Genomic DNA, 15,507 nt, shown 5'->3' on the forward strand with positions numbered 1-15,507 from the left:
TTTCACGGCTAAACCAGCGCCAGCCGCAGGACCGATGGACCAATTGCTTGCCCCCGTTTATGACAGGGCCCTGTTGTCCGGTGCTATAGCTGCCGAAAAACCGTCCTTTCCCGTGCCCACTGGCGTGACAGGAATTACGGTGCCGCACCACCTGCTCTCCGCCGATCTAATCGCCAGAGGGTTCTGGGCGGCATCGGAAAAGAGCTACAAACGCGTTATCGTGCTTGCGCCCGATCATTTTCGTTTGGTGAAAGGCCGTTTTGCAACCGGATATACTTCATTCAAAACCGTCTTCGGCACCCTCGACGCTGATCACGCCGCCGTAGAAAAGCTCCTAGAGGAAAAAAGCCTCTTCGAAACCGCCAGCTTTGACGCCGAACACGGGCTACTGGCGGAAATGCCGTTCATCCGTCATTTCTTTCCAGAAGCGAAAGTCGTGCCCGTGCTCGCTTCCATCTTCACGACGCCCGAGGACTGGAAGGCCGCAGCCGATCTTCTCCGCCGAACCATCGACGAAGATACGCTGGTAGTGCAGTCGACCGACTATTCCCACTACCTACCCCTCAGCGAGGCGGTGCAACGCGACCAAGAAACGATAGCAGCTATCACTGCGCGCGATCCAGCCGCGGTTGTCGCCATGCTCCAACCAGCGCATATGGACTCGAAAGCCGCGCAGTTCATCCAGATGCGCTTGCAGGAAGACGTCTTCGCCGCAGCGCCAACCATTCTCGCGAACCGGAATTCCGCCGAATATGGCGGATCGCAAGACAATACCACAAGCTACGTCGTAACGGTCTACCATCGGCAACCGGATGCGTTTTCCGCCGCGCGCTATCCGGATCATTCGGTCACCTACTTCGGCGGCGACACACTGGTGGGCCGTTTCTTCCTACCGTCCCTGACAGACGAAGCCGTCGTATCGAGGCTGGCAGATGCTGTCAGAACGAAAACCGCGGGCGGCGAGATTATCGTTAATCTCGAAGGTGTGCTGAGCGCCGAGGTCGTAACCAATCCGCCGCCGGGCGCACACCTTATGCATACCGATGTCGCCGCTCCCCTGTTTCGCGTCATGAACATTACCGCTGCCGGGTTGGCCAACAATCACGCTGGCGACTTCGGGTCCGAAGGGCTCGAGGGAACGGTCGCGGCTCTTGAAACAATCGGCGTGAAACCGTTGCGCGCAGGGCAGGTCAGCGATTTCGGAACCTTCCGTCTCATGCCCCTCACACTTCCGACAACCATACCCGGCGGCAAAAAGCGTGTAGAGGAAGCCATTGCCGCCGCCTGCCGCGCAGATGCAGCGCCACCCTTTATCGTCATGGCGCATTGGGGCGCGGAATACACCTCGCGAACCGGGCCGGAAGAGTTCAGCGCAGCCGAAGCGCTTGCGGCTTGCGGCGTATCGGCAATTATCGGTGCCCACAGCCATCTGGCCTCCGACAGGATCGACCTGATCAGCGGCCATACGCAATCCGTCTTCTCGCTTGGAAACTTCCTCTTCGATCAGAATGGAACACGCAGTTCCAGTGCCCTATTGGAATTGCGCAGCTTTCAGCAGGGTACAATCGTTACACGGCTGGTGCCGTTGCCGAATCTGTTCGATCTCGCCAATGCACTCCACAGGGATCGGAACTAACGGTAGGATGTATTTTATTCCTTTCCGTCGCCGTCATATTCGTCACCGTCATCGTCAGTCTTTTCCGGCTGGGGTCTCGGCTTGAAGTAGGTGAGATTCACAGGGCGCGTAGCAACGTCACGGCCATCGGCAAGCTGCAATACGATGCGAAAATCGTGAACGGCGCTCATGTCGGATTCAATCTGTACGCGCCAGCGCCCCGTAACGCCTGGAGGAATGTCGTCAGCAAGCTGGAGCGGGATGCGATAATTCTCGCCGTCCGCTTTCAGTTTGAACGGCTTGCGGAACTTGCCTTCTTCCGTACCACCCTCGCCGCATTCAATCATGGAGGGACTGTAGGCGATCTGGAAACTCAGATCGAAAGACGATGTCTTCATATGCGTCTCGCCATTCGCGTCCGCCCATTCATAGGCAATCTCCCCGTGATAGGGCACGACAAAGCTGCCATAATCGACGGTCACGATTTCGGCGAACTTCTCCAGAGAAGGATGCTCCTTGATCGCCTTCTGGCAAGCCCCAATTGTTTCTCTGTCGCATTCAAGCGCCACCTGATCTTCGATGCCGAATTGCTTGAAAAACGGCGCGTAGTCCACGTGTTGCAATTCCGCGATCTTCTCGAAAGCCTGCAGGGGAAGTTCGAATAAAACTTTGTCCTTGACGGCGAGCGTGCCTGTCACCTTGACCTTTGACATGTCGCTCCAACCGAAATTCTGCACGTCGAAGGCCGTCGTGAACTCCGGACCTTGGCAGGCTCCCGGGAACGGCCCATCGACCTGAACTGCCGGTTCGCGATCGGAAACGCTTCGGCTGACATCGATATAACCGCCAGCTATGCGAACCGTCTCCTCGGAAAGATTGCTCAAATCGAGAATGAACGGGGTTGGCTGGTAATATTCGATCGGACCTAGGAAGCTTAGTTCTGTGATGACCGAAAACCGCTCGTCTTGAGTAATCTGAATCGGAACCCTGCCGCGCCACACATCGAAAAGCCTTGCATTGTCTGGCAAAACCTTCAAGACTTCGCCAGAAGCCTGCGATGTGTAGCCGAGCGCCTGAACATCGGCGACGGGGTCGATCACCTGACGCCTATCGACCACAAGACCTGCCTCAATGTTCGCAGCGTTGTCGTACTTGGCAAGCAAGAGTTCCACCTGCCCCGGATCCGCGGGCATCACGCGCGACCCTTCGACTTCGTTGCCGGCCTGCCAGCGTGCATAAAGTGCCGGACCGTCGCCGATACGAATGCGTCCCATTCCGTCGCGCAGTCCAGCGGCGAACCCGCCTTCGTACACTATCCCTGTGCGGCCGATGTAGACACCGTTGCCATGACGCTTACCACTCTGGAAGAACCCCGCATACTCGTCTCCATTCGGTAATTGCAGGCGTCCATGGCCATCCATCAGACCATTTTTCCAACTACCTCTATAGCTGGCGCCTGCCCGGTGCAGGTATACTCCCTGACCTTCGGCATGCCCCTCGATCAGCGTCCCGATAAACCGTGCCACCGCCGCACTCTTGTCATAAGAGGCCGCTCCTTTTTCGCGCCAAACAAGACGACCGCTGCCAGTCACGGTACCGTCGCGGTCCGCGGTCACATCGTCAGCCAGCCACGTCAACGCGTACCCCTGCGCGGCCAGCGGGTCCCACACCCGATAGTTTCGACGAACGAGACGCTTTTCATGGCGGTCCCATACGAGTTGGACGAGATCACGCCACGCCCCGGCGGAAAATCCGGGAAGCACGGTGGCCTCCGCCGTTTCCTTCGCAGCCGCGAGACGCACAGCCGAACCGGCATTGGCGCTGCCGGATAGAGAAGTGGCGACAGCAAGCACAGCGTAGACCAACATCGCGCTTTCCCGAAAACCGGCAACGATTCCCTCAGTCTTCATGACCACCCCTCTTGTCTTGGCATTCATTTGAAATGGCGCAAGACAGCGCCGGCACGTTCTTCCCAAAGCACCGCATCAAGCGCTACGATCTCGACGTCGCCAGTCCCAGTCGCCACAGCGAGATGGCCATCGTCAAACCAGTCCAGAGAAACCGCCTTCATCACGCCGTTCTTCAGCTCCCCGGCGAACGAACGTTGCGGTACAATCCTTAGGGACAGTATCCGTTCATCATCAGCCAACCGCCAGACATAAAGATCCCCCTCCGTCGACAGTGCTGCAAGGCGGTCTCCTGCCGGTGAAAACGCCACGGTTTTCGAAGTTGGGCTGTTCGTTCGCAACGAACGCATGCCGCCGCCATCGACATCGACGAGCATAATATTACCCTTTTGTTCGGTCGTGGCGATCGTCCTTTCATCGCCGCTAAGCACAAGACTCTTCATACCGATCCGCTTGTTCGGACCGGCAGGAGCAGCCTCCAGAAGCGTCTCGAACGTCGCATCCGCGATAGCCCAGCGCCGCAGTGAACCATCGGTATAATTCGCGTAGAGCAGATCGCCCGCGGCATTCGCAATCGCGCCCCACGGCGCAACGGGCTCACCCACTTTAGGCAGAAGAACCGTCGGCGCACCGCCGCTGACAGCCGCAATTGCGATCTCGGAGGAACGAATCGGCATCAACGCCAATCGCTCGCCCCCCGCCCAAGCGATATTCTGCATTTCCCCCGCAACCTCAACAGCGCGGAAGGCGCCCGGCATCGACGTCGCTCCCACGGCGAAACCTGTCCGCCGGAAGAGCGCTGCCAGCCGCCCATCCGCGCCCCATGCGAGGCCGGAGACGCGGGCCTTAGGCGCATTCTCCACATCCCATCGCCCAAACGAACCATCACGGCTGACCAGCCAGATACATCCCTCTTCATCGCCGATGGCCGAGGTGCCTGTAGCGCGATTAAGGGCGAAGCTTTTCGGAGCGATATCGGGACCGGCAAGAGTTGTCCTGACACGGACGTCCGGCGTCCGGGTCCAGACCAGCAAGTTCTCGCCGTCGATAGAAGCAACGCGCTCTCCATCCTCCGCCCATGCCGCCTGAAGGATCATCTGACTGTGGCCGAAAAATGAAGCGGGCCGCTGCTCCTGACCCGCTCCGACCCGCCATAGGCATAGAGCTGTAGAGCCACAGGCGTATAGAAGTTCGTCACGCGCGGGCGACCAAGCAAGTAGAGGAACCCGCGAGCCATTAACCGCAATCCTCAGCGCCTGCCCTCCCCTCCCGATGTCCCGGTTTAGTACATAGACCTCTCCGTTTGCGCGGGCGGTGGCAAGATAGCGCCCATCTCTGGACAGATCCATAGCTTCGATCCCACCAGGAACGTAAGCGAATTCGGTATCGGTAATCTTGTCGCCGCCTATTTCGCGTATTATGCCATACGAGTCACCAGCTAGAATGCGCGTTCCATCGGCCCCGACCGTTACGGCGGTTACATTTTCAAGATCCGCTAGACGACGCTTGCACACGGGTGCCTCTTCCTGATCTTTTGAATGGCAAGACCACATCGCAGCCATGCCATTGGCGGTTACGGCGGCAATAACGTGCCCGTCCTGCGAGGCATCAGCCGCGACGCCACGCTGCTTCAAAGGCAAATCGTCGGCCTCCGTCGGTATTTCGACCGCCGAAGTCCGCCCGTCGTAGAAAAGCAGACCACCTTCAGCTAACAGGCCGAGCATACCGCCGAAGGCCGGATAGAGTCCGACCGTAATCGTAGAATCTTCGGGTGCATCACCCTTCCGCGCAAATCCACGACGAAAAGCGTCGCCGGCAGACGGCACGGTCAGTAGGAACCCCTGACGCGCAGCTATATCGAGCCTCCCGTCCGATCTCCATGCGATTGACATCGGCGCGGCGTTTGCCAGCGGATAGATGAAGTCAAGGTAAGGAGATATCTCCAGCGCGGCCCCGAGAAATGCCGAACGGGTTTCCTCGTTTTCCACACGTCGAAAAGCTGACAAGCCGCTTGAAACCGCATCCACAAAGTCGCCATCCAGAAGGGCATCCTGCGAGTGTATAACATCCAGTGCGGCCAACGCATTCGTCCGTTCAGCCTCGGCCTGCCGGTAAAGATAGAAAACGAGAACAGCGGCGACCGCGACGATTCCGGTTGTGGCCAAAGCTAAGTTCAGTAATCGCTTAAGCGTGCGGGCGATCCTGCGCGCCATGTCCGCTTCCTTACGTAGCGCCTCGGTCTTCGCGGCCTCAATCGCTTCCTCCATCGTGCGGCAGGCGTCGATGTATTCGAAATCAGTCGGCTCCAGAAGCTTATGAAAATCTTCTTTCTCCGCCGAGACTTCCGCATGCTTCAACCGGTCGCCGCGATGGGAAAGCCAGTTCTCGCTCCTTCCATTTGCCGCCCACTCCATCGCGGCGCGCTGCACGCCGTTGACAGTGCTGTAATCGGACAGCCGCTCCTTGAGCCATTCATCGAGATCGCTCCACTGCCGAAGCAATGCCTCGTGCGCTGGCTCCACTGTGACCTCGCCGTTTTCAGGATCCCGGTCACTGGAAAGCAGACGCTCTCTCAGCATGATGTCCATTAGCGGCCTCGCCTCCTCGGGGATTTCCGACATTCGTGCGATCCGCCGCCGCACGGCATTCGTCTCCGGATCGATCCCCGCCAGCCATGGAATGAGCCCCCGGCGCATGAGGACCATGCGCGCCTTGCGGTCGACCGGTATGCGACGGTCCTCATCGGCCAGTTCCATCACCCGCTCGATAGCCGCCGTGATCGAACCGCGAAGACGACCGAGTTTTTCATACCCCTCGAGCGTCATCGCCCCGCTATCCCCGAAACGACGGTACATGCGCTGCAACGTGAAGGCCAGAAGCGGCAGTGAATCCTTGGTTCCGCCATTCTGGATGTCGCTCAGCAACGCATCGATCAGAGCATCATCGATCGCAAGCGGTCTCCCGGCTTCCACCTGCCGACGCCCCGGTCCGCGGATAACTTCGCCGTACTCACCGATGGGCATGGGCGGGAGACTGAAATCCTCGCGCTGGATATCCTTTTCACGCGGTAAGGACTGAAAAGCGTCAAAATGATCGGTTCTTATCGTCATGAGCACAACGAGTTGGAACGCATTGGTTTCGTTCTCGCCACGGTCGCGCGTCATTAGCCATTCTATCAATTCAAGAAAGCGTCCCGCCTCACCAGTCGCGTTGGCAACTAACAGTTCTTCCCCCTGATCGACCGGCAGCACCAAAGTTGGCTCGGAGCTTGCCGTGTCGGCGAACACGTCGACAGGCCTTGCGGCGACAAGCGCCCACAGCATGTCATGCACATGTTGTGGGCCGGCTTCGACGGCGGCTTCCACCGCGTCAAGGCTGCGAGGTATTCCAGCCGCGCGAAAGGCCGCGACAAGCGCGGGAACGAGCCCGGTCTGACCTGTGAGCGGCCGCATCGCAGGGCGAACGGCTGGCAAACACAAAAAATGACGATCGTCGCGCTTCAGCCGCGGCAGCAGACCTGCCCGCATGAAGGAAGACTTTCCCGAACCCGATGCGCCTAGAATGACCATCATCTTTGAATTGCCGTCGGACCTGATCCGACGCAGCAGTTTCAAGGCATCACTGATCTTACCGTCTCGCCCGAAATATATCCCCGCATCCTCTTCCAAAAGAGGCGCAAGGCCGGGATAAGGCAGGCGGCCAGGATCACCGGGGGGCGGCCAAGTAAAATAACCCGCCTCGACGCCCATCGATTGCAAGCCGATCTTCAGCCGACGAAGTTGGGTCGAGGAGAACGCAACGGAAACTGGCTGATTGCCGTCGCCATAGGGAACTTCCACAATATGATCAAGCACACCCTGCGTCAGATCGACAATTTGCCATTCAGCGGTAAGCGCGGCGGGAATTTCATCGTAGGGAAGCGGCTTTACAATGCAGGCGATGACAGGCTTGTGCTGGAGACTGGCTGTATTGAGTTCTGCAAGGCACCATCTCGATGCGGTCCATGCGGGGGATAATAGGACCAGAACGGCATCACATTGCCTTATAGCATTCGCCAGTTCATCCCGCCAGCGGGTACCAGCTTTTATGCCCTCTACCTCATCTATATCCAGGAAAAGCCGTGACCATCCCTCATCTCGCAGCCAGTCCTTCAACGCCAGAGTTTCGGCGTTGTCAGCACTTGCGTGACTTATGAACAGCCGTCCCTGACCGGTCATCAAGCGCCTTTCCCGTCAATCTTGCATTCAAATCCTAATGCATGCCTTCGCGTACCATTTCACTAATGTCCTGCGCGCACGCGCCCATGGCGCACACCTATTACTTGCGGATCTCAATCTTTTCCAATGCGGCCGGCAAGTGCAAGAGGAAAAATTCTCCGTTACCCGCAGCAGGGAAAGCGGCAGAGCCGCCGGCTACGCAGCGTCGAGATCATATTGTGCCGCTGAAATCATTACTCACCAGAGACTTCAAGCATCATCAATGGTCATGTTCTGCGAATTGCAAATTCAGGTATCCAGCCACCATTTTCGCGCCCTAAGCCCGAAACCTCCTTCTCACCATCATCGCGCGAAAGCCGAACTTCTGAACGATGCGCCGCACCGCCTGTGGCGCGACATCAAGTGCCCTCGCCGCCGCGCCTGCCGAGATCAACGGCGTCGCCATCACAAGCTCTACAAGCCCAAACGACCTAGAAGACGTACGCCGTCCGTCGAGCTTCCGCATGAACTCACACTGCAACATCTGACGCGCCAGAGCCAGCCTGGCATGGTCCTTGAGACCAGTCTGGGCGGCTAGGGTCAGAGCATCGGCAAAGGCAGACCAACCAAGTCTGACGATCACGATACTTGTGTCGGGGCTCGAGCGGGCAGGAGTTTCCGCCCGACTTCGGCCAGGTGCCGTCAAAAAACGAGATGATGAGAAAGCCCCCCGTAAGAATAGCCCGTTCCATTCTCACGCGAACGGACCCCTCTAGTATCACACCCAACGCAGAATTGGGGTATACCCCTGCGAAGTTGCAGGGACAGCGAATTGCGGATATCGCGTCGTTTTAGCCGCGACATCCGCTAATCGATCTCGTGCGTCTTATGCCGGCTAAACGCTCGTCGAAGTCGAAAAGCCACGCGTCGTTTTGTCAATTTTGCAGAGACCAGGCGCGCCTCCCCCCTTGCTGCATCGACGACACGTCGGATCGCGGCGGACCGCGAGAACGCATCGCCGCGGACTTCGTCGCCATCGCCGCCCGGCCCACAGCATCAACAAAAACGACGGCTCCGTTTTGTTCGACATCCCACAAAAAACGCTTCCAAAACGATCTCGTGAACGCGAAGATGTCATTCACGCCTCTTATTGAAGTTGCAGACTCGTTGCTTGCGGAAAACCTGCCATGACCCATCTATTGGCACGCTATTCTCTGCCCGCCACGCCTCCATGCGCAGACATTGCGGATTGTTTTTCGCCGAGGCCAATCCTGCGCTGCCTCGTTCAGAAGGTTTAACGAATGGCCCGGATCTTCATTTCCCATTCCAGTCTGGACAACGAGGCCGCCGCCGACCTGAAGCTCTGGCTGGAAAGCAAGGGCTTCCAGCAGACCTTTCTGGATTTCGACAAGGACAGCGGAATCCAGCCCGGCGCCGAATGGGAAAGAACGCTGTATCGCGAGGTGGAGCGGGCGCAGGCGGTGGTGATCGTCGTCACCGATCACTGGCTGCGGTCGAAGTCCGCTATTCAAGATACAGCTTCGTTGCGACAATGATGTCGTGATGCGTCGATAAGAATTGCCTGCACTTCAATTTTGGGGGGAGCCGTTACATGGCAAAGGTCTTCATCAGCTACTCGTCCCGGCACCGCGATCTTACGCGGGACTTTGCGGCCCGTTTGGTTGCTGAAGGTCTCACCGTCTGGTGGGATCGCGAACTGGAAGCTTGGGGTGAATACGAACCCCAGATCAACGAGGCGCTTCTTGCTGCGGATGTTGTAGTCGTCATCTGGAGCCCGGGTGCCGTCGCGTCGCGATTCGTGAAGGCCGAGGTTGAGCGGGCGCTCCTGTCACGCAAGCTTGTCAATCTCCGCGCGCCGGACTTTCCGCTGAGTGACGTCCCCCTGAACTATGCTGCGGTGGATCATATTCAGACACTGGAGTTGGATGACCTCGCGCCAGTGCTCAAGGCGATCGACACGGTCCGCCGCGGCGAAACCCTTGTCGGCGCACGACAATTGCACGAGCACTACCGCGAGAGGTTCGGCGAGTCCTTGTTCGATCCACGCAGGCAGGCCCTGCCCAAGGACCCGGCAATGGTCACCCCCTCGGTGCTACTGCAGGCCCCATTTGAGGTGGCAAACTATGCCGATGCTGCGGGCGTCCTTGCCGATATGCTGGACTGGTGCCACGGCGCCGGGACTTATTCAGAAATCAATCGTCTGGCCGCAGGGCGCCTGCTGCATGGGCCGGGGGGCCTGGGCAAGACCCGGTTGATGATCGAGGCCGTGCGTCGCCTGCGGGCCGAGGGCTGGCTGGCGGGGTTCTACCCGGCCGCGCCCACGGGCGACCCGGCGCGCAGTGACATGCGGCGTCTGGCCATCCAGCAGGTGCTGTCGCATGGACCTGAATCAGGCGTCCTGATGGTGCTGGACTATGCCGAGTCGCGCGCCTCCGATGTGATCGAACTGGCCCGGATGGCGCGCAAACGCCCGGATGACGCGATCCGCCCGTTCCGCCTTGTGCTCCTTTCGCGGGGCGAGGGCTGGTGGCAGGATATCTACCGCACCGAGCCCGAGGTGCAGGTCGTCTTCAACAAGCGCGGCGCACCGCATGGCGACGTGATCGCGGCAGCGCCCTTGCCCGAAGGTCCCGAACGGTTGCAGGTCTTCGACGCCATGCGCGCCGCGCTAGCGCCCATCGTCGCGCAACAGGCCGCCGCCGGACGCTTTCCGCCGGTCAATGAGACCGCACTGCTACAGGACAAGCGCGACCGGTTGGCGACGAACACCGCCTATGCGCGCCCACTCGCCCTGCAGATGGAGGCACTGTTGTCGTTGGCCGGCGAGAGTGGCAGCGAGATTGCGGAACTTCTTGAAAGCGTGTTGCTGCTGGAGCGGAATCATTGGCGCAAGGTGATCGTCGGGCTGGCAGATGACGGGCGGCGCGAAATGGCGATGCGCCGGGGAATCAGTCAGGTTACCGCACTGGGCGGGGTGGATGCCAAGCCCGCGCTGCAACGCTTGATGCAGCGCGACCTCTATTTTGGGCAGCGTGCGCCCATCGACATGCCGCTGTCCGAACTCAACAGGCTCTATGGCCGGGGGCAGACCTGGGTGGCCCCGCTGGAGCCGGACCTTATCGGGGAACACGAACTCCTGTCCTCGGGCGACGAGGATATGCTGGACGCCTGCCGCGCCTGGATCGACGGACTGCCCGAGCCCGACCGCAGCCCGCGTCGCCGCATCCTGTTCACCATGCTGCAACGCGCCGCGCGGAGCGAACACGGGGCCAGCGCCCGGGTGGCGGAGGCGCTGTCGCGTCATCTGGTAGCCGGGCTGACCGAGGACGAGGTGCCGGACCTGATCGCGGTGGCGATAGAGACACAGGGGCCACTCGCTGGCGTGATCGAGGAGCTGGTTCCGACCGTGCCATTTGATGTGCTCGCAGCTATCGAAGCGTCCGTTCCTGCGTTAACGGTGAGGCTCGCTGGAGTAGCTGAAGCCATAGTCACCCGTCGCGAAAAGGACTTGCGCGCCAGCGAACCATCAACGAACGACGAAATTGCCCAAGCTGCGTTCGCAAAGGTCCTGCACGATCGGGCGCGGTCGCTTCACATGCTTGGCCGCTGGGAGGACGCTTTAGTAGTATGGGAGGAGGCCGTAGCAACTGGCAGACAGCTCATATCAACCCAGTTGGATGGCACCAAACCCAAGCTTGCGAAAAGTCTTAGTAATCTCAGTCTCACTCTCTCATGTCTAGGTCGAAGGGATCAGGCGCTGACGGCCGCGGATGAGGCTGTCACAATTCTACGCCATGTTGCATCCAACCGTGCAGACGCCGCAGAGCAGGATTTAGCTCATGGCCTTGATTGCCTGAGCATCTCTCTGGCGGAGCTTGGACGCCACGTGGATGCTGTCGTGGCATCTGAAGAGGCCGTGGCGATCTATCGCCGTCTCGCGGTTTCACGCTCAACCGTTTTCGAACCTGACCTTGCCTCAAGTCTATACAGCCTCGGAATCCGTCTTGCCGATCTCGGCCGGCGGGAGGAGGCGTTGGCGGCGACTGAGGGGAGCTTGACAATCTACAATCGCCTCGCCGCCGCCCGCCCGGACGCCTTCGAACCAGACCTCGCAAAATGCTTGGTCAACCACGGGAACTCACTTTCCAATCTCGGCCAGCTCGAAGCAGCACTTGTCGCAACTGAGAACGCAGTGGCAATCCTCCGCCGTCTCGCCTCAGAGCGTCCAGACGTCTTCGAGCCGGACCTTGCAAGAGGATTGCAAAACCTCGGGAACAGGTTTGGCCATCTTGGCCAGCACGAAATGACATTGGTAGCGACAGAAGAAGCATTGATGATTCGCCGCCGTCTCGTCGAAGCACACCCTGACGCCTTTGAGGCTGAATTTTCAGACAATCTCACTTGCTACGGTGTCCACCTTTACCATCTCGGTAGACTGGAAGCGGCGCTTGCGGCAACAGACCAGGCGTTAGAGATCTATCGGCGTTTGGCCGCAGCCCACCCCAACGCCTATGAGCCAAGCCTTGCACGAAATCTGAATAACCGTGGATGCTTTCTCGCTGCTGTCGGCCGCAGTGCGGAGGCGATAGTAGCGACAGAGGAAGCAGTTGCAATCCACCGCAGGCTGGCCGTCGCAAACCCAGCGGCATTCCAGCCAAGCCTAGCAAGTAGTCTTACTGACCTCGGAGTTGACCTCTTCAACCTCGGTCGTACGGTGGAAGCGCTGGCCGCCACCGAGGAGGCAGTGGCAATTGGGCGCCGTCTGGCTGCCGTGCATCCGGAAACATTCGAGCCGCGCCTCGCTGCAAGCCTCAACAACATGTCGGATCACCTCCTTCCGTTCGACCGCAGGGCCGAGGCGGCTGCTGCGGCCGAAGAGGGCATAGCCCTCTTAACTCCCCATCATGTCCGCCGCCCCGCCGCGCATCAGGCGCTGATGGATCTACTTACTGCCACCCTCGCCAAGGCCCGCGCTGCCGCTAACCCAGACGGAGCTACAGCATGAACATTCGCCGTCCGCGCGACTGGTTCGACATTGCGTTGGCCGTGCTGGCGGTCTCCAGCTTTCTGCTGGGGACCTGGGGCTTTCACGGCTTGCTTGATGAGGTTGATAAGGCGGGGGACGGGTCCTGGGTTGAAGCCGCCTATCGCTCGCTGCAACTGTTCTTCATGAATTTCGAGGACCCGCGTGAAAAGGTCGAGCCGATTTGCCTCCCGCTGCAACTCGCCCGCTTCGGCGCCTTCGTCACCACGGTCTGGGTCATCCTCAAGGCCTTCTTCCCGCAGGTGCGCCAGACCATCCTCCGCCTGATGCGCCGCAGTGGCACGAGCTGCGCCCTGATCCTCGGCTATGGCCCCGTCGGTCAGGCAATCGGCGCCGGCCTGCGGCAGACCGATAGCGGCATCCGTCGCATCACCGCCGTTGAACGCGCGCTGACGCCCGAGCTTGGCGCGCGCGCGGCGATGGATGGCGTTCTGCTTCTGGAGGGCGACCCTTCCGATCCGCGCCTGCTCGGCCATGTCTTTGCCCGCAAGGCGGAGCGGATCTATGTGAGCGACAGCGACGACCTGCGCGCCATCGACACGGCCGTTGCCGTGCGTGAACATGCAGGCGATGCCGGTCGGGATATTCGCGTGGTGCTCAATGACAGCGCCGTGGCCGGGCAGATGGCCGAGGCGGCGGGCAGCGGCTTTCTCGGCGTGGCGGGCCTTGCCTGGTTCTCGCTCGCCGATGAGACCGCCCGGCTGCTGATGGCCGAGGCGCGCTTCGACCGGGTGGCGGTGGAGACCGGGGCCGAGCGGCTGCATCTCGTCATCCTTGGCTGCGGCAGCCAGGGCGAGGCGATTGCCGTGGAAACCCTGCTTACCGGCTGGCGCACGACGCTTGGGCCCCCGCGCATCACCTTTCTCGATCGGGACAAGGCCGGGATCGAGGCGCGCCTGCGCCGCCGGATGCCGGCCTGGTTCCTGAAGGAAAAAGGCGCGGCCCTGCCGCAAGCCGCGCGGCCTGAGCTCGATTTCCGCGCCTGCGATGCCGAGACGCTGGATTTCGCGCGCGATGCCTGTCTTGAGGGTTTGCGCGATGGGGTGACGGCCTGGGTCTTCGCCACTGGCAATGATGCCTTGAACCTGCGCGCCAGTCTGTCCCTGCACCGGGCGATGGCCCAGCGCCGGATCGACCCGGCGCCGATCCATGTGCGCATTCCAAGCGGCCATGCCGAGGAAGCCCCTGACCTCGTCGGCCAGCCACTTGCCATGGCCCGCACCTTTGGCGCCATCGATGCGGTGATTGCCCGCTCGCCCTTGCTCCTGCCCGATCCAGATGCCATGCCCAAGGCGCTTCATGCCGCCTATGCGCAGGCGAGTGTCGCCATGGGTCTTGCCGCTGAGCCGGAAGAATGGGAGAGCCTTTCCGAGGCAAAGCGCAAGGCCAACCGGGCGCTGTTCCGCCATGCGGCCATGAAGCTCGAGGATTTCGGCGCCGAGGCCCAGCCGGTGCTGACCATGCCGCCCAAGGCCGATGCCGGCCTGCTGCATCGCCTGGAACGGGTGGATGCCGCGCTGGACTACGCCCGAATCGACCGCGACGGCGACCCGCGCGGCTGGGTTGCCGCTGGCAAGACCCTTGCGGACGAGGACGCCGAGACCGCGATCCGCCTGCGCGATGCGGCGATCTGCGAGCACAATCGCTGGACCATCGAGCGGGCGCTGGAGCAATTCGTGCCGACCGAGCGGCCCGACCGGGCGCTACGCGACGATACCCGCCGCCTGCACAACAACATGCATGACTGGTATGCGCTTCAGCAGGCGACGATCCGCCGCTACGATGTGGTAATGCTGCGGGGCCTTCTCTCCCGCTCCGGCGATGGCAGCCAGGCGACGGCGCGACGGCAGCGGGCCCGCATCCTGTTCCTGCCGGTCCTGGCCGATGGGCGTGTCGGCGCGCCTCATGTCTCGGATCTCGGCGCGGCGGAGGGCCGGGATGTGACCGAACTGCAGGTGCATCTCTGCCTGGCACGAGAACCCGCCGATCCCGACGCCTGTTTTGCTGCGCTTCTTTCCGCGCTGGAACGGGAATTCGACCCCGAGCGCCAGATCCCGCCGCGCCGGCTGCGCTTCGATTTTGCCCGGCCGCCGGGCGAACGCACGCTGGCGCTGGCCAATCGGCTGGCGACGGAACTGCTGAAGCGCCGTGGATCGGCGCTGAGGATCGAGCCGCTCTGGTCGTGGCGGGCCGAGGGCCGCACCGTAGGCGTGGTCGGCCACCGCGACCTCACCGGCTTCGGCGACCGCGAGACCCTTGTCGAACGCTTGCGCCAGGCCTTCATGTCGCTCATCGCACGCCACGGCGTGGAACACCTCGTCTGCGGCTATGCCCCCGGCGCCGATCAACTGGCGGTCAAGGCCTGGACCTCGCTCGGCATGCCCGCCCCCCGCCTGATCTTTCCTTTTGTCCAAACGGCCGAAGCCGGCGGCCGCATTTTCCACACCGACGACCCAAGCCAGGCGACGCCCGACACTCAGTTTGCCGAGACCGCCCTCAGCCGGATCGGCGCGCCGACCCTTCCGGACAGTGGCACCGGCCACCGAGCCCAGGCGGAAACGCTGCTGGCGCGCGCGGACTGGATCGTCGCGGTGGTGGACGAGAGCCGGGAAGCCTTGGCGGGTGGGACGGTGGAGACGGTGCGACGGGCGCGCGAGGGGGGGAAGAGGGTGATGGGGGTTGGGCCGGAGTAACCAGCGCCCGCGTGAAATGGGGCAGAGCGGC

7 protein-coding genes are annotated in these 15,507 nt (G+C 61.1%); 4 read left to right on the plus strand and 3 right to left on the minus strand.

Going from position 1 to position 15,507, the window contains the following annotated elements; all coding sequences use genetic code 11:
• Positions 1–34 precede the first annotated feature (34 nt).
• Positions 35–1,636 (plus strand): AmmeMemoRadiSam system protein B, encoded by a 1,602-nt coding sequence (gene amrB, locus OU993_RS26715; protein ID WP_268162084.1) that lies wholly within the window; start codon positions 35–37, stop codon positions 1,634–1,636.
• A 14-nt stretch (positions 1,637–1,650) separates the two neighbouring features.
• On the opposite strand, the gene OU993_RS26720 is transcribed toward amrB, so the two are convergent.
• The 3 genes from OU993_RS26720 to OU993_RS28800 form a co-directional block, all read right to left on the minus strand.
• Positions 1,651–3,525, minus strand: a complete 1,875-nt coding sequence (locus tag OU993_RS26720; RefSeq protein WP_268162085.1) for a hypothetical protein — start codon at positions 3,523–3,525, stop codon at positions 1,651–1,653.
• Between the two features lie 23 nt (positions 3,526–3,548).
• A complete protein-coding gene (locus OU993_RS26725) occupies positions 3,549–7,739 on the minus strand; it encodes an nSTAND1 domain-containing NTPase (RefSeq protein WP_268162086.1) in 4,191 nt (1,396 codons plus the stop codon).
• A gap of 316 nt (positions 7,740–8,055) precedes the next feature.
• Positions 8,056–8,262 (minus strand): helix-turn-helix domain-containing protein, encoded by a 207-nt coding sequence (locus tag OU993_RS28800; RefSeq protein ID WP_326493870.1) that lies wholly within the window; start codon positions 8,260–8,262, stop codon positions 8,056–8,058.
• Positions 8,263–9,019: 757 nt separating this feature from the next.
• Here OU993_RS28800 and OU993_RS26735 point away from each other — a divergent pair.
• The 3 genes from OU993_RS26735 to OU993_RS26745 are packed head-to-tail and all read left to right on the plus strand — an operon-like array spanning position 9,020 to position 15,476.
• Positions 9,020–9,274 carry a toll/interleukin-1 receptor domain-containing protein gene (locus OU993_RS26735; RefSeq protein WP_268162088.1) on the plus strand — a complete coding sequence of 85 codons (255 nt, stop codon included), beginning with the start codon at positions 9,020–9,022 and terminating at the stop codon, positions 9,272–9,274.
• A gap of 56 nt (positions 9,275–9,330) precedes the next feature.
• A complete protein-coding gene (locus OU993_RS26740) occupies positions 9,331–12,744 on the plus strand; it encodes a toll/interleukin-1 receptor domain-containing protein (RefSeq protein WP_268162089.1) in 3,414 nt (1,137 codons plus the stop codon).
• Entirely contained in the window at positions 12,741–15,476 is a 2,736-nt protein-coding gene (locus OU993_RS26745) for a hypothetical protein (RefSeq protein ID WP_268162090.1), read from the plus strand. The genes OU993_RS26740 and OU993_RS26745 overlap by 4 nt, the downstream gene beginning before the upstream one ends.
• Positions 15,477–15,507 lie beyond the last annotated feature (31 nt).

It is taken from the genome of Rhizobium sp. SL86, assembly GCF_026672545.1.
In the GTDB taxonomy this organism is placed as follows: domain Bacteria; phylum Pseudomonadota; class Alphaproteobacteria; order Rhizobiales; family Rhizobiaceae; genus Neorhizobium.

Excerpts from the sequence above, each read along its gene's own strand:
- amrB (WP_268162084.1), top strand. The coding sequence starts at position 35 with ATGGACCAATTGCTTGCCCCCGTTTATGACAGGGCCCTGTTGTCCGGT.
- OU993_RS26720 (WP_268162085.1), bottom strand. The coding sequence starts at position 3,525 with ATGAAGACTGAGGGAATCGTTGCCGGTTTTCGGGAAAGCGCGATGTTG.
- OU993_RS26725 (WP_268162086.1), bottom strand. The coding sequence starts at position 7,739 with ATGACCGGTCAGGGACGGCTGTTCATAAGTCACGCAAGTGCTGACAAC.
- OU993_RS28800 (WP_326493870.1), bottom strand. The coding sequence starts at position 8,262 with ATGTTGCAGTGTGAGTTCATGCGGAAGCTCGACGGACGGCGTACGTCT.
- OU993_RS26735 (WP_268162088.1), top strand. The coding sequence starts at position 9,020 with ATGGCCCGGATCTTCATTTCCCATTCCAGTCTGGACAACGAGGCCGCC.
- OU993_RS26740 (WP_268162089.1), top strand. The coding sequence starts at position 9,331 with ATGGCAAAGGTCTTCATCAGCTACTCGTCCCGGCACCGCGATCTTACG.
- OU993_RS26745 (WP_268162090.1), top strand. The coding sequence starts at position 12,741 with ATGAACATTCGCCGTCCGCGCGACTGGTTCGACATTGCGTTGGCCGTG.